Annotated in this window: 21 protein-coding genes and 1 pseudogene; 8 read left to right on the forward strand and 14 right to left on the reverse strand. The window is 59.6% G+C overall.

Translation table 11 applies throughout. From position 1 onward, the window contains the following. From V6943_RS19045 to V6943_RS19070, 6 genes and pseudogenes are all read left to right on the forward strand, one after another. Positions 1-228, forward strand: a pseudogene (locus tag V6943_RS19045) (hypothetical protein); the annotation flags it as partial. Between the two features lie 123 nt (positions 229-351). Next, positions 352-1,683, forward strand: a complete 1,332-nt coding sequence (locus V6943_RS19050; RefSeq protein WP_340555074.1) for a TRZ/ATZ family hydrolase — start codon at positions 352-354, stop codon at positions 1,681-1,683. A 137-nt stretch (positions 1,684-1,820) separates the two neighbouring features. After that, a complete protein-coding gene (gene ubiG, locus V6943_RS19055; protein WP_340555075.1) occupies positions 1,821-2,519 on the forward strand; it encodes a bifunctional 2-polyprenyl-6-hydroxyphenol methylase/3-demethylubiquinol 3-O-methyltransferase UbiG in 699 nt (232 codons plus the stop codon). Then, the gene (mupP, locus tag V6943_RS19060) at positions 2,519-3,190 is read left to right on the forward strand and encodes an N-acetylmuramic acid 6-phosphate phosphatase MupP (protein ID WP_340555076.1); all 672 of its coding nucleotides are present in this window, start codon (positions 2,519-2,521) and stop codon (positions 3,188-3,190) included. The genes ubiG and mupP overlap by 1 nt, the downstream gene beginning before the upstream one ends. A 76-nt stretch (positions 3,191-3,266) precedes the next feature. Beyond that, positions 3,267-4,007: a YciK family oxidoreductase gene (locus V6943_RS19065; RefSeq protein WP_340555077.1), complete on the forward strand. Its 741-nt coding sequence runs from the start codon at positions 3,267-3,269 to the stop codon at positions 4,005-4,007. Between the two features lie 204 nt (positions 4,008-4,211). Next, on the forward strand, positions 4,212-5,144 hold the full coding sequence (locus V6943_RS19070; protein ID WP_340555078.1) for a GGDEF domain-containing protein: 933 nt from the start codon (positions 4,212-4,214) through the stop codon (positions 5,142-5,144). A gap of 77 nt (positions 5,145-5,221) precedes the next feature. On the opposite strand, the gene rluB is transcribed toward V6943_RS19070, so the two are convergent. The 4 genes from rluB to zwf all read right to left on the reverse strand — a co-directional run bounded on the left by rluB (position 5,222) and on the right by zwf (position 9,327). Then, entirely contained in the window at positions 5,222-6,355 is a 1,134-nt protein-coding gene (rluB, locus tag V6943_RS19075; protein WP_181101436.1) for a 23S rRNA pseudouridine(2605) synthase RluB, read from the reverse strand. 135 nt (positions 6,356-6,490) lie between these two features. Beyond that, on the reverse strand, positions 6,491-7,141 hold the full coding sequence (locus tag V6943_RS19080; RefSeq protein ID WP_181101435.1) for a bifunctional 4-hydroxy-2-oxoglutarate aldolase/2-dehydro-3-deoxy-phosphogluconate aldolase: 651 nt from the start codon (positions 7,139-7,141) through the stop codon (positions 6,491-6,493). A gap of 16 nt (positions 7,142-7,157) precedes the next feature. Next, the gene (pgl, locus tag V6943_RS19085) at positions 7,158-7,871 is read right to left on the reverse strand and encodes a 6-phosphogluconolactonase (RefSeq protein ID WP_340555079.1); all 714 of its coding nucleotides are present in this window, start codon (positions 7,869-7,871) and stop codon (positions 7,158-7,160) included. Further along, positions 7,858-9,327, reverse strand: a complete 1,470-nt coding sequence (gene zwf, locus V6943_RS19090; protein WP_131650499.1) for a glucose-6-phosphate dehydrogenase — start codon at positions 9,325-9,327, stop codon at positions 7,858-7,860. The genes pgl and zwf overlap by 14 nt, the downstream gene beginning before the upstream one ends. A 161-nt stretch (positions 9,328-9,488) precedes the next feature. On the opposite strand from zwf, the gene V6943_RS19095 reads away from it, so the two are divergent. After that, positions 9,489-10,343 (forward strand): MurR/RpiR family transcriptional regulator, encoded by an 855-nt coding sequence (locus V6943_RS19095; protein WP_177493050.1) that lies wholly within the window; start codon positions 9,489-9,491, stop codon positions 10,341-10,343. Here the strand turns inward: V6943_RS19095 and V6943_RS19100 are convergent, their stop codons facing one another. The 10 genes from V6943_RS19100 to edd all read right to left on the reverse strand — a co-directional run bounded on the left by V6943_RS19100 (position 10,344) and on the right by edd (position 21,568). Beyond that, the gene (locus V6943_RS19100; RefSeq protein ID WP_197445753.1) at positions 10,344-10,535 is read right to left on the reverse strand and encodes a DUF1289 domain-containing protein; all 192 of its coding nucleotides are present in this window, start codon (positions 10,533-10,535) and stop codon (positions 10,344-10,346) included. It abuts the gene before it with no gap. 93 nt (positions 10,536-10,628) lie between these two features. Continuing rightward, positions 10,629-11,852, reverse strand: a complete 1,224-nt coding sequence (locus V6943_RS19105) for a maltoporin (RefSeq protein ID WP_131650496.1) — start codon at positions 11,850-11,852, stop codon at positions 10,629-10,631. Between the two features lie 228 nt (positions 11,853-12,080). Further along, on the reverse strand, positions 12,081-13,238 hold the full coding sequence (locus tag V6943_RS19110) for an ABC transporter ATP-binding protein (protein ID WP_340555080.1): 1,158 nt from the start codon (positions 13,236-13,238) through the stop codon (positions 12,081-12,083). 10 nt (positions 13,239-13,248) lie between these two features. Then, positions 13,249-14,094 (reverse strand): carbohydrate ABC transporter permease, encoded by an 846-nt coding sequence (locus V6943_RS19115; protein ID WP_256050088.1) that lies wholly within the window; start codon positions 14,092-14,094, stop codon positions 13,249-13,251. Then, positions 14,087-14,995 (reverse strand): carbohydrate ABC transporter permease, encoded by a 909-nt coding sequence (locus tag V6943_RS19120; RefSeq protein WP_340555081.1) that lies wholly within the window; start codon positions 14,993-14,995, stop codon positions 14,087-14,089. Before V6943_RS19120 ends, V6943_RS19115 begins: the two co-directional genes overlap by 8 nt. Before the next feature lie 141 nt (positions 14,996-15,136). Beyond that, positions 15,137-16,387, reverse strand: coding sequence for an ABC transporter substrate-binding protein (locus V6943_RS19125; protein ID WP_340555082.1), 1,251 nt, complete (start codon positions 16,385-16,387; stop codon positions 15,137-15,139). A 168-nt stretch (positions 16,388-16,555) separates the two neighbouring features. After that, a complete protein-coding gene (locus tag V6943_RS19130; protein ID WP_340555083.1) occupies positions 16,556-18,016 on the reverse strand; it encodes an ATP-binding protein in 1,461 nt (486 codons plus the stop codon). Further along, positions 18,000-18,734, reverse strand: coding sequence for a response regulator transcription factor (locus tag V6943_RS19135; protein WP_340555084.1), 735 nt, complete (start codon positions 18,732-18,734; stop codon positions 18,000-18,002). The genes V6943_RS19130 and V6943_RS19135 overlap by 17 nt, the downstream gene beginning before the upstream one ends. A gap of 36 nt (positions 18,735-18,770) precedes the next feature. Further along, positions 18,771-19,742, reverse strand: coding sequence for a glucokinase (locus V6943_RS19140; protein ID WP_340555085.1), 972 nt, complete (start codon positions 19,740-19,742; stop codon positions 18,771-18,773). Continuing rightward, on the reverse strand, positions 19,739-21,568 hold the full coding sequence (gene edd, locus V6943_RS19145; protein WP_340555086.1) for a phosphogluconate dehydratase: 1,830 nt from the start codon (positions 21,566-21,568) through the stop codon (positions 19,739-19,741). Before edd ends, V6943_RS19140 begins: the two co-directional genes overlap by 4 nt. 123 nt (positions 21,569-21,691) lie before the next feature. Here edd and gap point away from each other — a divergent pair, with 123 nt between their 5' ends. Beyond that, positions 21,692-22,693 (forward strand): type I glyceraldehyde-3-phosphate dehydrogenase, encoded by a 1,002-nt coding sequence (gap, locus tag V6943_RS19150; protein WP_340555087.1) that lies wholly within the window; start codon positions 21,692-21,694, stop codon positions 22,691-22,693. Positions 22,694-22,716: the final 23 nt, after the last annotated feature.

A 22,716-nucleotide genomic window follows, 5' to 3' on the forward strand; every position in this document is an offset into this window, starting at 1 on the left:
GTCAACCGCCTCGTGAAACCGCTTTCGATCGACCTGACCGAAGCCACCAACAGGACTCAACCACCACCCTGCCAGCCCGGCGCATTCTACTCGAATTCGCCGTCCGTGCAAGCCCTAGATTTAGATAACTTCTTGATTTACAAGAGGTTTCGCCAAGGGCCTGCGCCGGAGAAGGTGCGCATTATAGGCACCCAGAAATGCATGTCAACAGGTATTCCAGGTTATTAGCCTTAAGGGCCCTCGCTGCGAAGTGCTTATATATAGAGTCGGCTTCGGGGTTTCTCTTCATTCTTCAAACCAAGTTCGACAGGCTTTACACTGGCGCTCCTCTCAACTCATCAGATGGACGATATGTCTTATACGCCCGCCGACCAGCTCGACTTGATGCTGTTTCCTACTTGGCTCGTTCCAGTCGAGCCAGCGGGCATTGTCCTGACAGACCACGCGCTAGGTATCCGCGACGGACGCATCGCCCTAATAGCTCCCCGCGAGGACGCCGCCAAATACGCCGCCAAGGAGACACGCGACCTTTCTGGAATGTTGCTAGCGCCCGGGCTGGTAAATGCGCACGGCCACGCTGCCATGACATTGTTTCGAGGGCTGGCAGATGACCTGCCGCTGATGACTTGGCTACGCGAGCATATCTGGCCCGCGGAAAGCAAATGGGTCAACGAAGAGTTTGTGACGGCAGGTAGCGAGTTGGCAATCGCGGAGCAGTTACAGAGCGGCATTACCTGCTTTTCCGACATGTATTTCTTTCCCGAAGTGGTCAGCCAACTCGTGCATAAGCACGGAATTCGGGCGCAGATAACGATCCCAGTGATGAACTTCCCTATCCCGGGAGCACGCGACGCCGATGAGGCGCTTCGCAAAGGGGTATCACTGTTCGATGACCTCAAGCACCACCCGCGCCTGAGCATCGCTTTCGGGCCGCATGCACCTTATTCCGTATCGGACGACAAGCTGGAAAACATACGTACATTGGTGGCCGAGATGGATATCGGCATTCATATGCACGTCCACGAAACCGCACATGAAGTAGAAGAGGCACTGAAGCAGCATGGCGAGCGTCCCCTTGCCCGCCTGGCTCGCCTTCAGCTCCTGGGGCCACGCTTCCAGGCCGTTCACATGACTCAGATAAATGATGAAGATATTGCCCTGCTGGTTGAACACAACTGCAGTGTGATTCATTGCCCTGAATCGAACCTGAAACTGGCAAGCGGCTTTTGCCCGGTCGAACGCCTATGGGAAGCCGGGGTTAATGTCGGGATAGGTACCGATGGCGCAGCCAGTAACAATGACCTCGATTTGTTGGGCGAAACTCGCACTGCCGCCCTGCTTGCAAAGGCGGTCGCGAATTCGGCTACCGCCCTCGATGCCCACCGTGCACTGCGCATGGCCACGCTCAATGGTGCTCGTGCGCTTGGGCTGGATGATCACACCGGATCGCTGGAGATTGGAAAGTTTGCAGATATGGTCGCATTCGATTTGTCCCGCCTTGCGCAGCAGCCCGTCTACGACCCAGTGTCTCAGCTAATCTACTCCAGCAGTCGCGACTGCGTACGCCATGTATGGGTGGGCGGCAAACAGCTGCTCGATGATCGTCGGCTGGTTCGTATGGACGAAGAGCGCTTAATCACCACCGCCAAGGAATGGGGAGAAAAAATCCGTTCCAAGCATTGAGCCGGGTACGCTCCCACCGCTCGCCGCGACAAACTGACGTATACGAAGCGCGCCATCAGAGCTTTTTTGCTGACCGAAGCTGGCAACATCAGCAACTCGGACAAGCCTCTCATCCAAGCTTTCAAACGGAACAGATCATGAGCAACGTCGACCACGCCGAAATCGCTAAATTCGAAGCACTCGCCCACCGCTGGTGGGACCGCGAAAGCGAGTTCAAGCCGCTGCATGAAATCAATCCGCTTAGGGTCAACTGGATCGACGAGCACATCTCGCTGGCAGGCAAGCGTGTTCTGGACGTCGGCTGCGGCGGAGGGATTCTCAGCGAGGCCATGGCCCTGCGCGGCGCCACGGTGATGGGAATCGACATGGGCGAGGCTCCACTTTCCGTTGCCAGGCTGCACCTACTCGAATCAGGCCTGGATGTTGATTACCGGCAGATCACCGCCGAGGCGTTAGCCGAGGAGATGCCGGAGCAATTCGATGTCGTGACATGCTTGGAAATGCTCGAACACGTACCCGACCCCGCCTCGGTCATCCGGGCCTGCTACAAAATGGTAAAACCTGGCGGACAGGTATTCTTTTCGACCATCAACCGCAACCCGAAGGCCTACGCATTTGCCATCATCGGCGCCGAATACATGCTGCAATTATTGCCGCGTGGCACCCACGACTATCGCAAGTTCATTCGCCCGTCGGAATTGGGGGCTTGGAGCCGTGATGTCGGACTTGCAGTCAAAGACATCATAGGCCTGACCTACAACCCGCTGACGAAACACTACAAGCTGTCACCGGATGTAGATGTGAACTATATGATCCAGACACTCCGGGAGGCGTGATGCGTTTGCGCGCGGTGTTATTCGACATGGACGGTACGCTGCTCGATACCGCTCCGGACTTCATCGCTGTCGCACAGGCGATGCGCCTGGCACGAGGCCTCGCTCGAGTTCCTGACCAAGACGTGCGCGATGTCGTTTCAGGTGGAGCCCGGGCGATGGTGCTCAGCGCCTTCGACGTCGATCCACTATCGGATGAATTCGAGTCGTTGCGACTCGAGTTTCTGGATCGCTATCAGCACCATTGCGCGGTCGAAAGTCAGCTCTACGACGGCATGTCGGAACTGCTGATCGATATTGAGCAAGCGAACCTGATCTGGGGAGTCGTCACCAATAAGCCGTTGCGTTTCGCTGAGCCAATCATGCATCAGCTAGGTCTCGCATCGCGCTCTGCCGTGCTTGTCTGCCCAGATCATGTCAGCAAGAGCAAGCCCGACCCAGAGCCGATGCTTCTGGCATGCAGTCAGCTGGATCTCGATCCGTCCACCGTACTGTTCGTTGGCGATGACCTGCGCGATATCGAATCAGGACGCGCGGCAGGTAGTCGCACGGCCGCGGTGCGTTATGGCTATATCCATCCCGATGACAATCCCGACACCTGGGGCGCGGACGTGGTTGTCGACCATCCTCTGGAACTGCGTGCCTTGCTGGATCGCACGGCGCGGACTAATTAACAGCTCAAGCCTGACCACCTTCTTTTTCGATAACTATCGATGGGCGCCTGCCCACATCCTGTATATGAGGCTTCAGATGTTCGAGTACTCAGCCCGCCCCGACCTGCTCAAGGATCGGATCATCGTGGTCACCGGTGCCGGACGCGGAATAGGCGAAGCTGCAGCCAAAGCCTACGCGGCGCACGGCGCAACCGTTCTGCTGCTGGGTAAAAGCGAGGAAAACCTCAACCGGGTATACGACGAAATCGAAGCCGCCGGCTGGCCGCAACCAGCAGTAATCCCTTTCAATCTTGAAACCGCATTGCCGCATCAGTACGACGAACTCGCGGCGACCGTCGAACGAGAGTTCGGTCGATTGGATGGCCTGCTGCATAACGCGAGCATCGTTGGTCCACGTACGCCGGTCGAGCAGCTGTCCGGCGATAACTTCATGCGAGTCATGCAAGTTAACGTCAACGCCGCCTTCATGCTCACCAGCACGCTGTTGCCGTTGTTGAAACTGGCAAATGACGCCTCGGTGATCTTCACGTCGAGCAGCGTCGGGCGCAAAGGCAGGGCTTACTGGGGAGGCTACGCCGTATCGAAGTTTGCAACCGAAGGACTGATGCAGGTCTTGGCGGATGAACTCGACGGCACTGGCTCGATCCGCAGCAACAGCATCAATCCGGGCGCGACACGCACCGACATGCGTGCAAAGGCCTATCCCGGCGAGAATCCGGCCGTCAATCCCTTACCGGCCGACATCATGCCGGTCTATCTCTACCTCATGGGGCCAGATAGCACTGGCATCAACGGGCAAGCACTCGATGCTCAGTGATTCGAACTAGCCTATAGCGCCTGTTTCCCGTCGCAACAGCACCGGCAGGCATGCCAAATTGGCATCATCCTGCCGTTTCGCTGGCAAATGATTACCGCAGCGCAGGCGTTAAACTTGCAACCTGCTGATAAATAACGATTTTACATTCTGGCACTGAATTCGCATGGAACTTCTAATAGCGCAGATTGCGTCCGAGGTCCTTTCATGTTGGCAGACAAGCAGAACAACACCACCGTCGATATCGGGACTGCCCGCGCAAGGCGTCTGGACATTAGTGTCAACGAAACCTTTTCTCCGCCACGACTCAACCTTTTTAGTCTGGACAATCTAGCGGCACGCTTGCAGACCAGTCTAGAAATCGATCGGCTATGGAAGTTCTTCCTGGATGAAATCCATCATGTGATCCCGTCGTGTGCCCTTAGCTACCGCCACGCCGACACCGACTTTCACCTTCAGCTTGGTGAGACGACGAAGTTCGATATGAGCTATTCACTTTCCAATCAAGGTGATTGCCTCGGCGAGCTGCGCGTGTTCAACCATGCGCCCTTTTGCGAGTGGACGCTGAGCGAGCTGGAACGCGCAATTGACTGCATGCTGTTCCCGGTGCGCAATGCGCTGCTGTATCGGCGTGCCATTCAAGCGTCACTCAAAGACCCGCTGACGGGTACGGGAAATCGTGCAGCACTGGAGCAAAGCCTGACACGGGAAGCCGAACTGTCCCGGCGCCATGGCCAAGCCCTGTCGGTCATCATGCTGGACATGGATTATTTCAAGAATCTTAACGACCGCTACGGACATCAAGCTGGGGACGCCGCGCTTAGAGCGACAGCGCTGCTGCTCAAGGAACAACTGCGCAACGTCGATATGGTTTTCCGGTTTGGCGGCGAGGAGTTCGTGCTCGTGCTATCCAGCACCGGCCCCGAGGCAGCGGCCATCGTAGCCGAACGCATTCGAGCCGCCATTCAGAACCTCTTCTTTCTCATCGGAGAAAAGCAGGTTCGGCTGTCGGCCAGTCTCGGTTGCGCGACCTATCGCCCATACGAATCTCACGAAGAATTGCTGCTGCGAGCCGACCAAGCGCTTTACCAGGCCAAACGCGACGGCCGCAACCGGATCAGAGCCGCTGCTGCTGTATAGCAAAAATCACGGGCAACCAAACGAAAAAAGGGTGAGGTCACTACGATCTCACCCTTCATCGCTTCAAGCTCTATTCGTCACGGACGCTTGGGACGGTCACCGCGTCCAAAACCAGGACGCTGTCCCTCGGTATTGGACGGGCCATTGCGCTTGGCTGGCGATGGCTTGCCACGATTGCGACCAACAGTGCTCGGGCGCTCCGCCACTGGGGTGCCGCGGCCAGGTTTGCTGCGCTCATCTGCATCACGTGGCTTGCGTGCAGGCTGGTCATCGCGCGAGCGACGTCCTTTTTCGCCGCCACTCGGCACATCAGCGTCATGGGCCGAACGCAAAACTCTTGGACGTCGCTCGCCGCGCCCGAGAGGCTTGGCCACCTTGCGCTGCATGCGGTCGAGCTTGTCCTTGGTTTTGGCCTTCATTCCCGGCAACGCCACCGGCTTGAGACCGACCTCTTCGCTGAGGATGTCGACTTCGCTCTGAGTCATCTCCCGCCAGCGCCCCATGGGCAGGTCTGAAGTCATGAACACCGGCCCGAACCGCACACGCTTCAGTCTGCTGACGACGAGCCCCTGCGATTCCCACAGACGGCGCACCTCGCGGTTACGACCCTCCATCACCACGCAGTGGTACCAGTGGTTGAAGCCTTCGCCACCGGGTGCCTGCTGGATATCGGTGAAACGCGCCGGGCCGTCTTCGAGCATGACGCCCGTTTTCAGGCGCTCGATCATCTCGTCATCGACCTCACCGCGCACCCGCACCGCGTATTCCCGATCCATCTCATAGGACGGATGCATCAGACGGTTGGCCAGCTCGCCATCCGTAGTGAATAGCAGCAAGCCGGTCGTGTTGATATCGAGGCGTCCGATATTGATCCAGCGCCCCTCTTTCGGACGGGGCAAGCGATCAAACACGGTCGGACGCCCTTCTGGATCGTCGCGGGTGCAAATCTCGCCGTCCGGCTTGTTGTAAATCAGGACGCGGCGGACCACCTCGGTGGCTTCTTCGCGCTTGAGCAGACGGCCATCGACGGCGATCGCATCATGCAGATCGACACGCTGTCCGAGGGTTGCGATCGTGCCGTTAACCTTGACTCGGCCAGCGGCAATCCAGCTTTCCACGTCGCGGCGCGAGGCCAGACCAAGGCGGGCCAGAACCTTCTGCAGCTTTTCGCCGTGGGCAATATGAGGGGTCGTATCTTCGTGTTCGGTCATCTAGGCACCTCCCGGTGTGGCAGTTCCGATTGAAAGGCCGCGCACTATACGCGTACCGATTCGCCAAAGCACTAGGAAGCTTAGCAGCCAGAACCAGGCGCGCACGGAGCGTGGCGCGCCGTGCGGTCAGGCGGCTTAGCGTTTATCCAGCGCAGCTAGCGCATCAGCCGTGGCTTGCTGAATGCTGGCCCAATCGCCGTTCTTCAGCGCTGCCCCGTCGATCATCCAGGTGCCGCCTACACACATTACATTGGGGAGCGCCAGATACTGGGCGGCATTGGCAGCGTTGACGCCTCCGGTCGGGCAGAAGCGCACATCAGCGAAGGGACCGCCAAGCGCCTTGATGGCAGCGACGCCTCCGCATATTTCAGCGGGAAATAGTTTGAAGCGGCGATAACCAAGTGCATAACCACGCATGATGTCCGATGCGTTGCTGATCCCGGCCAGCAGCGGTACGGAACAGTTGACGCCTGCTTCAAGCAGCTCGTCCGTGCAGCCCGGCGAGACGATGAACTGCGCACCCGCTGCTTCGACGTCGTCCATCATGCGTTTGTCGAGTACCGTGCCAGCCCCCACACAGAGGTCGGGTCGCTCCTCACGCAACCGGCGGATGGCGGTGAGCCCATGTTTCGAGCGCAAGGTGATCTCGAGTGCTGTCAGTCCGCCTGCAGCGAGCGCGTCGGCCAGCGGCAGGATCTGCTCTTCGCTGCCGATGGTGATTACCGGAAGGATGCGCGCTTCGGTACAGATCTTTTCGATCAGTGCGTTTTTTTGGTCCATGGTCATGGAAAGTCCTCGGGCCTCAGGGGCACCAATAGATCTCTAGAGGGGAACGCAGGAATGCACGGATGGGCATTTGCATGGTTTCGAGGCGCATTGCCTGACGCAGCGTCTCCAGCTTGGACGAGCCCTGGATCGCCAGACACTGAACCCGAGCAGATGCCAGCAACGGGTAGGTCATGCTGAGGCGCTGCATCGGCGGAGTGGGCGCGAGCATCGGCAGGCAACGATCCCTGCCGCTGGGCTCAAGCCCTTGCTCCAACAATGGGCTGTTAGGAAACAACGAAGCGGTATGCCCATCATTACCCATGCCTAGCACCAGCACATCGATAGGCTGGCTGAGGTCAGCCAATCGATGATTCGCCAACTGCGCGGCCTGCTCCAGCGTTTCGGCCGGCTGATAAAGGCCGAGCAGCTGCGCATCAGCCGCGGCGTTCTGCAACAGATGGCGCCGCACCAGACCTTCGTTACTGTCGGGGTCGTCGACATCGACCCAGCGTTCGTCAGCGAGGCTGACCTGCACCTTCGCCCAGTCCAGCCGACGCGTCGACAATGCTTCGAAGAACGCGATCGGGCTGCGTCCACCCGATATCACCAGGCTAGCGCTGCCGTGAGTATCGACAGCGTAACTCAGCGCCCCGGCAACGCGGTCAGCCAATACCTGCGCCAACTGGTCGGGATCGGGCAGGCTATGGGCAACCACCCCCGACGGCAGTTCCAGTTCAGAGATCGCCATACCAGGACCTCCCATCACGTGTAATCAGGGCAACGGACGCGACCGGGCCCCAGGACCCAGCAGGATAAGCCTTCGGCGCATCGCCAAGGCGCGACCAGCCGTCGATGAGTTGATCGCACCATTTCCAGGCGTACTCGATCTCATCCTTGCGAACGAACAGGTTCTGATTGCCTTGCATCACTTCGAGCAGCAGGCGCTCGTATGCATCCGGAATCCGCGAACTCTTGTAAGTCTCGGAGAAGTTCAGCTGCAACGGCCCGCTACGAAGATGCATGCCCTTATCGAGCCCTTGCTCTTTGGTCATAACCTGCAGCGAGATGCCTTCATCCGGCTGCAAGCGGATGATCAAGCGGTTGCTGATCAGTGAACGTTGCTCAGGCGCGAAGATGTAGAACGGCGGTTCCTTGAAATGGATGACAATCTGCGAAACCTTTTCGCCCATGCGCTTGCCGGTCCGCAGATAGAACGGCACACCGGACCAGCGCCAGTTGCAGATATCGGCACGCAGCGCGACGAAGGTTTCGGTGCTGCTTTCGGCGTTAGAGTTTTCCTCTTCCAGATAGCCCGGCACAGCCTTGCCGCCGACCGAGCCAGCCACATACTGACCGCGCACCACTTGTTTACCCAGACGCTCCGGCGTGATCGGCGCCAACGCCTTGAGCACCTTTACTTTCTCATCGCGAATGCTGTCGGCGGTGAGGTCGCTTGGCGGGTCCATCGCAATCAGGCACAGCAGCTGCAACAGATGGTTTTGAATCATGTCGCGCAGCTGTCCGGCCTGATCGAAATAGCCCCAACGCCCTTCGATACCGACGGTTTCCGCGACGGTGATCTCGACGTGCGAGATGTGATGCTGGTTCCACTGCGTCTCGAACAAGCTGTTGGCGAAGCGCAGCGCAATCAGGTTCTGGACCGTCTCCTTGCCTAGATAGTGGTCGATCCGGTAGATACGCGTTTCGGGAAAATATTGCGCAACCGCGTCGTTAACCACCCGAGATGATTCGAGATCATGGCCGATCGGCTTTTCCAGCACCACGCGGGTCTGCTCAGCCAGTCCGACCGCCGCGAGGTGCTCGCATATCGCGCCATAAACCGCCGCCGGCGTAGCAAAATAGGCGATCAGCGGCATGTCGCGCGACACCGTTTCGGCCAGCGCTGCGTAGTCCTGGGCGCTGCGGAAGTCCATCGTGATGTACTCCAGCCGCGCTTGAAACCGCGAGAGCGCCGTTTCGTCCAGCTGCGCGGCAGGAATGTATCGGCGTAACGCCTGATCAATCCGCTCCAGATGAGCCGAAGGCTCTCCTTTATCGCGAGAAAGCGCCAATATGCGCGTATCGCTGTTGAGGAGTCCCGCTCGATCCAGCTGGTAAAGTGCCGGAAACAGCTTGCGCAGCGCCAGGTCGCCTAAGGCGCCGAACAAAGCAAAGGTAGTTGCGTCAACGGTAATAGCAGGCATGTTTTTGTATTAACCAAATTAGGCTGCGTTACAGGTTTTGTAAGTGCAGTTTAAGCAGATAATGTTGTCATTAAAACAACATAACCCGATTTTTTCGCGCCTCGTATCAGCTTTTTGAAGAGCTGAAGGCGCGACCCCTTGAAAGAAGAGACATGGATCGCATGAAAAATCTCTTGGAACAGATAAAAAATCAGCTCGACGAGCTGAACAAAGCGGAGCGGAAAGTCGCGGAGGTGATACTGAGCGACCCGCAGCAGGCCACTCGTTACAGCATTGCGGCGCTGGCCCAGACGGCCAAGGTCAGTGAGCCTACGGTAAACCGCTTCTGCCGTTCGTTCGGCGCAGCAGGTTATCCCGCACTCAAGATCCAACTGGCTCAGAGCCTGGCGAGCGGCGCTGCCTATGTCAGTCGCGCAGTGGAGGCCGACGACGGCCCAGAAGCCTATACACGAAAAATCTTCGGCAGCACTATCGCTTCGCTCGACAGCGCCTGTCAGGCTATCGACCCTCAGGCTATCAGCCACGCCGTAGACTTGATGATTCAGGCACGCCAGATTCATTTCTTCGGACTCGGCGCCTCTGCATCCGTCGCGCTGGATGCACAGCACAAATTCTTTCGCTTCAACCTTCCGGTGACCGCCCACAGCGACGTGCTCATGCAGCGCATGCTGGCGTCGGTAGCGCATACCGGGGATCTTTTCGTGATCATTTCCTATACCGGGCGTACCCGCGAACTGGTGGAGGCCGCAACGATCGCACGCGACAATGGTGCTTCGGTGCTGGGAATGACTGCTGCGGATTCCCAACTGGCCAGGGTCTGCACGCTGAGCCTGGACATACCACTGCCTGAAGACACCGACATCTATATGCCGATGACCTCACGGATCATTCAACTGACCGTGCTCGACGCGCTGGCCGCTGGCGTGACCTTGCGCCGGGGTGTCGATTTCCAGCCACACCTGCGAAAGATCAAGGAAAGTCTGATGGCGACCCGTTATCCAACTGAAGAGAGCTGATCACTTCTTTTTCTTCCTTGCCTTCCCCAGCGCTTTCAGCCGCTCGGCGGCCAACTCGTTGACCGCCTTGCGTTCCTTGTTTTTCATGCCCTTCCAGGCCTTCATCTCGTCCCGGCTGCGTCCGCAGCCAATGCAGATGTCGTCCTTGAGCTTACAAACGCTGATGCAAGGGTTCTTCGCCTTGTCGCTCAAAGCCACCTCCGGTTCAGTTGAGGACTCTACCGCTCGGGTCAGTAGAAGCCCTCTTCACCCAGAGGTTCTAACAAAATCAGGCTATCAGCGTGATCAGTCCCACCAGTATTCGACCTGCACGCCAAAGTTCGACCCATGCTGATCGCCGCCGAAAGCGCCGGTGTCCGACAGCGCGGAGCCAGCAGCCATCAGATTGGCCGCATCCTGCGCCGCGTCGTTCCACTGAGCATAGGTGTAATACAGGCGCACCTCCGGACGAGCCCAGAACTCAGGACCTGCCGGTGACCAGGTCGGAGCCACAGTGAATTTGGTTAGCTTTCGGGTGCCTTCCGGTGCGTCGATCTGATCATGTCCGACTTCGGCGACCAGCTTGAATTGCTCAGTCAAGGCATAGACCGGGCGCACGCCAACCGATATCCAGTCCTGATCGCCACCGTTCTGGCGCTTGTCCTTTTGGTACACCGCCTGGAACTGCCCACCGAAACGCGGCGTCACTTGCCAGTCGAAGAACTCGACCACTCGCCAGCTCGTGTCGCTGCTGCCCAGCGTCACGTCGCCGGTATACCCAAGACCCGTGCCTGGCCCTTCGCCGTACTGAACGGCCAAGGTATTGCTGCCTCCCAGGAACCCGATCTGCTTGTGCTGCACGGTAACGGCCCAGCCACTGTTGGCATCGTCACGGTCCGGCTCGTCGATATAGCTGACACCGAACTCCAGTTCGCCGCCCGGATTGCTGTCGAAGCCGCCGACGTTGAAATCGTGGCGATTGATGTAGTTGTCCTGGAACACGCTGTCCTTGCGTGAAAAGGCGTAGCTGTATTTCAGCCCGCCGATCTCCATATCCTCGATGCCGGCACCAGTGGCGCTCTGGTTCCAGTAGTAGAAATCGGAGATGTGGATGTCATTTCGCTTATAGAAACGTCGCCCTGCCCACAGCGAACCTCCGTTGAGTGCCGGCACCTTGCTCCATTCGGCATAGGCCTGCACCAACCTCGCCCAACCATGGTCGCCGGTGAATTTCGGCGTATGGTCATATTCGTTGTAGAGCGCCGCCATGCCCTCCACGCTCAGCACCGAACCATCGTCGAGCGTGAACAAGTCCTGCCTCAAACCCAGCTCCGCATACTGTTCGCACTCGTTGCCGAGGCGATACTTGGACGGGGCTCCAGGCAACTGGAAACAGGCTTGCGAATCGCTACCGCTCGATTCTCCAATGCCACTGCGCACGTAACCATTGAAATCCAGTGCCTGAACGGTAAACGGAATGGCGAGACTGCCCAGCGCTACCGCGAGACCCAGGCGTGTGGTTTTTTTCATATCCGCTCCAATTAGCTCTTATTGTTGTTACTGCCGTTGGATTGAGCCGGTGAAGGCTCTCCTTTCCGACCCGCATGTCAGCCTCATGCTCACTGCGGTTCGAGTCGTCATGCCCAGCGGTGTTCGCTGCAACCGCTGGAGCAATGCATGAATAACATCTGGACGCGTTCGGCGCCGGTACGCAGACACCCCCCCACCGGGCTTTTTTCATCCGAGCAAAGCGCCCTCTCAGCGAGCAACCAGCCGTGTGACCGTTCCGTTGCGCCCCGCCGCTCCATTCCCCGGCGCGACGCCCAACCGCTCACCCGTCTGCGCGTCGAACAGCAGGACCTTGTCCGGCTCGAACTGCAGCGTCAATGTTTCTCCGGGGTTAGGCGCCGCGTCCGGTGCCAGGCGGCAACATACCTTGGTCTGGTTGAGGCTTACGAAGATCATGGTGTCCGGCCCGGTCGGCTCGATCACCTGCACCTCCGCTCGCAACGAAGGCAAATCACCTGCGGCACCAATACCGATTTGCTCGGGCCGGATACCCAGAATCACATCCCGCCCTTCCAGCGATTCGCCGTCGGCAAGCTTCAGCGGTAGTTCGCAGCGATCCTGACCGCTTTCCAGCAGCGCACTCCAGCCACCGCTCTGCTTGCTCAAGCGCAGCGGCACGAAGTTCATCGGCGGCGAACCGATGAAACTCGCCACGAATAGGTTGGCCGGGTTGTTATAAATGTCCTTCGGCGTCCCGAACTGCTGGACGACACCATCTTTCATCACCGCGACCTTGTCGCCGAGCGTCATCGCCTCGATCTGATCGTGAGTGACATAGACCGTCGTCGTCTTCAATCGCTGATGCATCAACTTGATCTCCGTGCGCATCTCGACCCGCAGTTTTGCGTCGAGGTTGGACAACGGCTCATCGAATAGATAAATCTTCGGCCGCCGCGCCAATGCGCGACCCATGGCCACACGCTGCTGCTGACCGCCGGACAGCTGCGAGGGCTTACGCTCCAGAAGGTGCTCGATCTGTAGCAACTGGGCAACGCGCGACACTTCCTCTTCAATCTTGGCCGCCGGCACCTTGCGCATCTTCAGGCCAAAGGCGATGTTCTCCCGCACCGTCATGGTCGGATACAGCGCATAGGACTGGAACACCATGGCGATGTCCCGATCCTTGGGACTGGCGGTACTGATGTCAGCGCCATCGACGCGAATCTCGCCCCCCGTGATGTCCTCCAGCCCGGCGATGCAGTTCATCAAGGTTGATTTGCCGCAACCCGAAGGGCCAACAAGGATCAGGAATTCTCCATCGCCAATCTTCAGGTCGATATCCTTCAGGGTGTCATTGTTGCTTCCGGCGTAGCTCTTGCGAACGTTGCTGAGTTCAAGTGCAGCCATGGTCGTTCTCCTAACCCTTGACCGCGCCGGCCGTAAGCCCGCGCAGGAAATACTTGCCGGCGAGGATGTACACCACCAGCGTTGGCAGCCCGGCGATCATCGCCGCAGCCATATCGACGTTGTATTCCTTGGCGCCCGTGCTGGTGTTGACCAGGTTGTTCAGCGCCACGGTAATCGGCTGGGTATCGCCACTGGCGAACACCACACCGAACAGAAAGTCGTTCCAGATCTGAGTGAACTGCCAGATCAGGCAGACCATGATGGTCGGGATGGACATGGGCAGCAGAATCCTGCCGAAGATCGTGAAGAACCCCGCCCCGTCCAGCCGTGCGGCGCGAATCAGGGCGTCCGGCACGCTGACGTAGAAGTTGCGGAAGAACAGCGTCGTGAAGGCCAGGCCGTAGACCAGATGCACCAACACCAGCCCCGGCGTCGTGTTGGCCAGGCCGAGTTGGCCCAGCGTGAAGGACGCCGGCAGCAGGATCACCTGGAACGGTAGAAAGCATCCGAACAGCAGCAAGCCGAAGAACAGCTGCGACCCGCGAAAGCGCCACATCGCCAGCACGTAGCCATTGAGCGCGCCAAGCAGCGTGGAGATGATTACGGCGGGCACGGTGATCTTTACCGAGTTCCAGAAATAGCCTCCAACCGCGTCCCAGGCTTTGACCCAGCCGATGACCGTCATCACATCCGGCCACGACAACAGGTTGCCGGTCCGGATGTCATCGGGCGTCTTGAAGCTGGTCAGCAGCATGACCACCAGCGGCACCAGATACATCGCCACCGCCACCAACAGCGTCGCGTAGATCGCCACCCGGCTGAATGTCAGGCGCTTTCGCCCTACGAGGCTAGTCATGGCGCTTGTTCCTCAGTTCCGAATAGAGATAGGGCACGACGATCGCCATCACCGCACCGAGCATGAGAATCGCACTGGCCGCGCCTAGCCCCATCTGCCCGCGGGTGAAGGTATGGGCGTACATGAACATCGCCGGCAGATCAGAGGCATAGCCTGGGCCGCCCGCAGTCATTGCCGCCACGAGATCGAATGCCTTGATCGCAATATGCGCGAGGATCATCAAGGCGCTGAAGAACACCGGCCTCAGACTCGGCAGAATGATTCGCAGATAGATACTCGGCAGGCTCGCCCCGTCGATCTGCGCAGCCCGAACGATGGATTGATCGACACCACGCAAACCGGCAAGAAAGAGCGCCATGACAAAGCCGGAAGCTTGCCAGACTGCGGCGATTACCAGGCAATAGACGACGCGGTCAGGATCGACCAGCCAGTCGAAGCGAAACCCTTCCCAGCCCCAATCGCGCAGCATCTTGTCGATCCCGAGCCCCGGATTGAGCAGCCACTTCCAGGCCGTACCGGTGACGATCATCGACAAGGCCATGGGGTATAGGTAGACGGTGCGAATGAAGCCTTCGCGGCGAATGCGCTGATCCAGCAGCACCGCCAGCAGTACGCCGATGACTAGGCTAATAGTGATGAACAACCCGCCGAACACCAGCAGGTTTTTACTGGCCACCCACCAGCGGTCGTTGCTCCAGAGACGTTCGTATTGCGCCAGCCCAACCCATTTGTAGCTGGGCATGAAACGCGAGTTGGTAAACGAGAGCAGGAACGTCCAGAAGATGTAACCGTAGAACCCGACCAGCACGATCAGCATGCTCGGCGCCAACACCAGTTTGGGCAGCCAGTTCTGCAAGGCATCCAGCGGTGAGGCTTTGGTGAAGACAGCAGTTGAGCTCATGTCTGGCTCCGTGGGGGTACAGGATCCATAAAGCGGCTCCAATCGTTGTTCATGGGCACGACTTGCCCGTCACGACCAGTCGAGGGGCTGGCCGTGAGGTTCGATGCGTCAGGAAAAAAGGCCGCCGAAGCGGCCAATACGCTATTGAACTGCCTGAATCGCCGCAGCCAGTTGCTGCGCCGCTTTCTTCGGATCGGCAGACGGATCGTTGAAGAAGTTGGTGACCACGTCGAACACCGCACCCTGCACATAGCTGGAGGCCGCCATGCCGTGCGCCAGACTCGGTACCAGACCCGGACCTTGCGCAGAGTCCTTGAAGTCTTTCATCGACTGCTGGGCGCAGACGTCGAATTCGCTCATGTCCTGGTCCAGACGCACGGGGATTGAGCCCTTGTTCTGGTTGAAGAACTGCTGGAACTCAGGCTCCAGAACCGTCCGTGCCAGATCCTTCTGCGCCTGGCGATCCTCGTCATTGCTGAGCTTGAACATCGCCAACGAGTCGATGTTGTAGGCAAAGCTGCCCTCGGTACCGGGGAACGGTAGACATTGGTAATCGTCACCAGCGATCTTGTTCGCCGCGCTCCACTCGCTCTTGGCCCAGTCACCCATGATTTGCATGCCGGCCTTGCCGTTCATGACCATCGCGGTGGCGCTGTTCCAGTCGCGGCCCGCGGCGTTGTTGTCGACGTAGCTGCGCAGCTTTTTCAGCGCGGCGAACGCCTCGACCATTTTGTCGCCGGTTAGCACATCACGGTCCAGATCGACGAACGCCTTGCGAAAGTCCTCCGGACCGAGGACCGCCAATGCCAGATCTTCGAAAACGGTGCCGTCCTGCCAAGGCTGGCCGCCATGAGCCAGGGGCATGAAGCCGGCGGCTTTGAGCTTGTCCGCAGCAGCGAAAAACTCATCGAGGCTGTGCGGCGGCTTCGCACCGGCTTTCTCGAAGACGTCGGGGTTGATCCACAGCCAGTTGACCCGGTGTACGTTGACCGGCACCGCCACGTAGTCACCGTCGTACTTCATTGCAGTCGAGACCTGCTTGGGGAGCAGCTCATCCCATTTGGCCTGCTCGGCCACATCGTTCAGATCGGTCAGCAGGCCCAGTTCGCCCCACTCCTGAATATCGGGCCCTTTGATCTGAGCGGCAGCCGGTGCGTTACCGGAGACGGCGCGCGTCTTGAGCACCGTCATGGCGGCCTCACCACCGCCACCGGCGACAGCGAAATCCTTCCAGGTATGGCCTTGCTCTTCGACAAGTCGCTGCAGCGTATCGGCGGCGCGCTTCTCACCTCCAGAAGTCCACCAATGCAGAACTTCGACCTCACCGGCGTGAGCGAAGGGAACGAGAGAAGCGAGGGAAACAGCGGTAACCAGACGATGGATCGTGTTCATTTGTCTTCCTTTTTCTTTTTGTTTTCGGTGCAAGTCTCTGCTTGCGCTGCACCGATTCTAGGCGCGCCAGAGAGAGCGGCAGGTAACGAAGGGATAGCGAATGGTCACCGCTTGGTTACAAAGCGGCTGCCTGTGTAACGACCGCAACAAGCGTTGATTGGAGGCGGCTCACTCAGCATGTCGCGGCAGGCTCAAGGTCACGCGAAGCCCACCCTCTGGAAGATTGCGCAGGCCGATTTCCCCGCCATGGGCATGTGCGATGTTGCGTGCGATGCCGAGACCGAGGCCATACCCAGGCTGCTTGGCCGCCAGCCGAAAATTCGGCTCGAAGACCTGCTGCAGCCACGCCTGCGGAACGCCGGGCCCCTCATCGTCGACATGCAGCACAAAGGTCTCGCCGTCATCGTCGATACGCAGGTGCGCTCGCTCGCCATATTTCAGCGCGTTATCCAGCAAGTTGCCGATACAGCGCTTGAGCGCCAGCGGCTTGCCGGCATAGGGCGAGACCGCCTGGCCGTGCACCGTGACTTGGCCGTTGCCAGCGGGCGCGAGGTAAGGTTCGGTGACGCAATCGAGTAGTAGGTTCAGATCCAGCGGCTCGATGTTTTCATGGATGTCGGTGTCCTTGACGCATTGCAATGCGCCCTTGACCAGCAATTCGAGTTCATCGAGATCACGGCTGAACTTGTCTTGCAGAGTTTGGCTCTCCAACAACTCCACTCGCAAACGCAACCGGGTGATCGGCGTGCGCAGGTCATGGGAGATAGCGCTGAACAGCTGGGCGCGCTCGGTCAGGTAACGCCCGATGCGCTCGCGCATACTGTTGAATGCCCGGCTGACCTCTACCACCTCGCTGCCGCCCGCCTCGGGCAGCAGCTCCACTTCGCTGCCCAGCGACATCTCCCGCGCCGCCTGCGCCAGTCGCTTGAGCGGGCGGCTCTGCCAGTGCACAAGAATGCCGATGAACAACAACAGAAAGCTGGTAGTGAGAAAGATGAACCAGAGCTGCTGGTTCGGGATGCCCTCGTCTTCCAGGCTGACGTAGGGCGCCGGCATCAGCGACGCGAGATACAGCCACTCGCCAGGCGCGATTTGAATTTGCGTCACCAGCACGGGTGGATTCAGGGGTTCCAGACTCAGCGCGTAATGCGCCCAGGATCGCGGCAACTCGTCGAGCTTCAGCCCGCCGTTGAAAATGCGCAGATCATTGGGGCTGACGAAGTTGACCGACATGTCCGCGTCGTTGCCGAGGCGCTCGCGAAGCACGGCGTCCACCTCCGCCAGCACCGCCTGCTTGCGCTCGGTCGGCGGCAGGATCCGCATGTCCAAAGGTTTGTCATTCAGCGATACGAAGAAGCGCGTACCGCCCATGCTGCGCAATTGATCGAGCACCAGCGGTCGATAGCCCAGCGGCAGCGAGCGGAAATAGCTGACGCTGGCGGACATGGAATGCGCCAGGCTTCGAGCACTGGTCAGCAAGCCTTCCATCTGGCTTGCACGCAGCTGCGACACCCAGATGAAACTCGACAACGCCTGCGCCACCAGCACGACCAGCAGTGTCAGAAAGAGCATCCGGCCGAGCAGCGAGCGCGGCACGGGCAACCATCGGCGCTTAGCCAAGCGAGTCATGATGCGGCGCAACCTGGGCGGCGAGTAGGTAACCACTACCGCGAACGGTACGGATCAATCGAGGGCACTTGCCGGTGTCGCGCAGCCGTTGGCGCAGGCGACTGACCGCCATGTCGACGATGCGCTCAAGCGGCAGCACTTCACGACCGCGCGTGGCATTGGCAATGGTGTCGCGGTCGAGAATCTGTTGCGGATGATCGAGAAAGAGTTTCAACAATGCAAAATCAGCGCCGGACAGCAACACCTCTTCCCCGTCCTGATGAAACAACCGGTGGCTGACCATATCCAGCCGCCACTCGTCGAATGCGAGCACGTCGCCAGTGCGCTCCTGGCCGAAGTTGACGCGGCGAAGCAGCGCCTTGATTCGTGCCAGCAACTCACGAGGACTGAAAGGCTTGCCCAGGTAATCGTCGGCCCCCAGCTCCAGCCCGATGACCCGATCGGTCTCATCGGAACTGGCGGTCAGCATGATGATCGGCATCTGGGCCAGACGTTGGTGACCCCGAACCCAGCGGCAAAGACTGAAGCCATCTTCATCCGGCAGCATCACGTCGAGAATGACCAGATCGGCCGGATCGTCGGCCATCGCCTCGCGAAACTGCGCGCCATCGGCCACGGTGCGCACCTGAAAGCCAGATCGGCTGAGGTAGGTGTCCAACAGTTCGCGAATTTCCTGGTCGTCATCGACCAGCAAAATGGATCGTCCGGCCTGGTTCACTCTGCGTCCCTTCTCTTGTTCTCGTTTCGATGCGGCTCAGCGCTCGCCCGGTGTGTCCCTCAACAATTGCTGCAAGGCAACGCCTGCGCCTTCCAGTCCCGGGTATTCGGCTGTCACCACCCAGACCGGAACGTCGTCAAAGTACCGGCTCATGCAGCCCTTGTCGCGAAAACGTTGGCTAAAGCCGCTGCGCGCGAAGAACTCGACGAAGCGCGGCACGATGCCCCCGGCAATGTAGACACCGCCGCGTGCGCCAGTCGTCAGCACGTTGTCACCGGCGATCCGACCCAGCCAGGCACAAAATTGTTCCAGCACCGCCTCGGCGTATGCATCGCCCGCCAGCGCAGCGGCGGTAACCTCGGCGGGTGTAGTCAGACGAGGCGCCTCACCATCGAGCGCGCAACTGGCTCGATAGAGCTCCAACAACCCGCCCCCGCTGAGGATCGCCTCGGCATTCACATGACCGAGCTTTTCATGCAGGTGCGCCCACAATGCGGCCTCACGGGTCGTGCCGATCGGCAGGCAGACGTGCCCGCCTTCCCCCGGCAGCGCTCGCCAGTCTCCATCTGCCAATGGCAACAATGTGGCGACTCCGAGCCCGGTGCCGGGTCCGATGACCAGGCGTGCACGGCCCGCCTCGGACTGCCCGGGGCACACCTCGATCAGTTCGCCATCGCGCAGGCGGGTCATGCCCAGCGCCATGGCCGTGAAATCGTTAATTAGCAGCAGATCGCTCAGCCCAAGATCTTCGCAAAAAGCCTTGCGGCTCAGACGCCAGTGATTGTTCGTGAATGCGAACTCATCGCCAGAAACCGGCCCGGCACAGGCCAAGCAAACCGCCTGAAGCGCCTCGACACTCTGACCGACACCGTGCAGGTAAGCACGAATGGCGTCTTCCGGACGCGGATACTCAACGGTCGGCAGCACCCGCACCGACTCGACTCGCTGGTCGCGCCAGAGCGCGAAGCGGGCATTGGTGCCGCCAATATCGCCTACCAGTGCCGTCACTTGAGCACCTCCAGCCCTTCGGTAAACGCACTCGCGCCTTTCTCAGCCGGACTGAAGGCCGCCCGCATGAAACCGAACAGTTCGCGACCACAGCCGATCCCCAGATCACTGGGCGCCGTCACAGGCTCACGGCTATCGAACTCAACCTGATCAACCAGTACGCGCAACTCGCCCGTCTCGCCGTCGACCCGGATGACATCACCGTCACGCAAGCGGCACAGCGGTCCACCATCGAGCGCCTCGGGGCTGACGTGAATGGCTGCCGGCACCTTGCCCGACGCGCCAGACATGCGACCGTCGGTAACCAACGCCACCTTGTGGCCGCGATCCTGCAAGACACCGAGGAACGGCGTCAGCTTATGCAGCTCCGGCATGCCGTTGGCCTTGGGTCCTTGGAAGCGCACCACGGCAACGAAATCTTTTTCTAGCTCGCCGTTCATGAACGCCTGGGCCAGTTCGCTCTGGTCGCTGAACACTCGAGCCGGCGCCTCAACCACGCGGTGCTCCGGTGCGACCGCCGATATCTTGGTCACGCTACGGCCGAGGTTGCCCTCCAGCACACGCAGGCCGCCTTCGGGAGAGAAGGCACGTTCAACCGGGCGCAAGATCGCTTCGTCGAGGCTGTTAGCCGGACCTTCCTTCCAAACCAGCGCATCGCCTTCAAGGAAAGGTTCCTGGGTGTAGCGCTTCAACCCCTGACCCACGACCGTGTAAACGTCCTCATGCAGCAAGCCGGCGTCGAGTAACGTGCGAACCATGAACGGCACGCCGCCGCATGCATGGAAATGGTTCACGTCCGCCTGCCCATTGGGATAAACCTTCGCCAAGGTCGGCGTCACCGCTGAAATGTCAGCCATGTCTTGCCAGGTCAGCTGAATGCCGGCGGCTTGGGCAAATGCGGGAATATGCAGCGTGTGGTTGGTTGAACCACCGGTGGCATTGAGTGCCACCACCGAATTGATGATCGCCTTTTCGTCGACGATCTTGCACAGCGGCAGGTAGTTGCCGGACTGCGGCGTCAGGCGAGTCACCTGGCGCGCCGCCTCGCGGGTGAGCTCGTCACGCAGCGGCGTGTAGGGATTGACGAAGGACGAGCCCGGCAAGTGCAGGCCCATGATTTCCATCACCACCTGATTGGTGTTCGCCGTGCCGTAGAAGGTGCAGGTGCCGGGGCTGTGATAGGAAAGCATTTCCGACTCTAGCAGCTCCTCGCGGCTGGCCTTGCCTTCGGCGTAACGCTGACGAACCTCGGCCTTCTGCTTGTTGGGAATGCCCGATGGCATCGGCCCGCCAGGCACGAATACCGCCGGCAGATGACCGAAGCGCAAGGCGCCGATCATCAGGCCCGGGATGATCTTGTCGCAAATACCCAGGTAGAGCGCCGCATCGAACATGTTGTGTGACAGCGCGATGGCAGTGGCCATAGCGATCACTTCACGGCTGGCCAGGCTCAGCTCCATCCCCGCCTCGCCCTGGGTGACGCCGTCGCACATGGCCGGCACGCCGCCGGCGAATTGTCCGACCGAACCGACGTCACGCAACGCCTGCTTGATGATTTCAGGAAAGTGCTCGTACGGCTGGTGCGCAGACAGCATGTCGTTGTAGGCCGAGACGATCGCCACGCTGGCCTCGTCCATCAGGCGCAGCTTCTGCTTGTCGCCAGCGGATGCACAACCCGCCACACCATGTGCGAAGTTGGCGCATTGGAGTCTGCCACGCTGAGGCCCATCGCTCGCCGCGCCGGCCATCTGGGCAAGGTAGCGCTGCCGGGTTGGCCGGCTGCGCTCGATCAAACGTTCGGTAACCTCTTGAATCCGCGGGTGCATGCCATCACTCCTGCATATTAATCTTTGGTTTTATCAACAAAACAACGTGGATACGGGCTTGATTTCTATTCTGACAGGAATAATCTTGTCATTCCCACAACAAATTCCCATCAGGACCCATTTATGACTATTCGCATCGCCATCAACGGCTTCGGTCGTATCGGACGCAATGTTCTTCGCGCTCTTTACAGCTCAAGCTACCGCGAACATATGCAGGTCGTGGCGATCAATGACCTCGGCAGCTCGGCGATGAATGCCCACCTTTTGCAGTACGACAGCGTTCACGGCCATTTCGACGCAAAAATCGAGGTCGGCGAAGATCGTCTAGTGGTCAATGGCGATCCGATTGCCGTGTCCGCGATCCGTAACCCGGCCGAGCTTCCCTGGCGCCAGCACAGGGTCGATGTGGTGTTCGAGTGTACCGGTCTCTTCACCTCTCGCGAAAAGGCAAGCGCTCACCTCGAAGCCGGCGCCGCCAAGGTCATCATTTCCGCTCCAGCCTCCGGCGCCGATGCCACCATCGTCTATGGCGTCAACCATGACATTCTGCGTCAGTCGCACCAGATCATTTCCAACGCGTCGTGCACCACCAACTGCCTGGGTCCGGTCGCCCAGGTGCTGTCACGGGAGCTGGGCATCGAGCATGGCCTGATGACCACCATCCATGCCTATACCAACGACCAGAATCTGTCCGACGTTTACCACAGCGACCCCTACCGTGCGCGGTCGGCTACACAGTCGATGATTCCAACCAAGACCGGCGCCGCCGAAGCCGTTGGCCTGGTGCTGCCGGAACTGGCAGGCAAGCTGACCGGCATGGCCGTACGTGTGCCGGTGATCAATGTCTCGCTGGTGGATCTGACGCTGGAGCTCAGCCGCGAGACCAGTGCGGACGAGGTCAACGCACTGATGCTGGACGCCAGTCAGCGCTCGCCAATACTGGCCTGTAATTCGCTGCCGCTGGTTTCCTGCGACTTCAACCACAACCCGATGTCCTCCATCTTCGACACCAACCACACCAAGGTTAGCGGACGCCTGCTGAAAGTGATGGCCTGGTACGACAACGAATGGGGATTCTCCAACCGGATGCTGGACACCTGCCGCGCGCTCTACGAAGCAGCATGATCAGCGACCAGATCTCAGCATCG

The organism is Pseudomonas sp. CBC3 (assembly GCF_037967085.1).
Classification (GTDB): domain Bacteria; phylum Pseudomonadota; class Gammaproteobacteria; order Pseudomonadales; family Pseudomonadaceae; genus Stutzerimonas.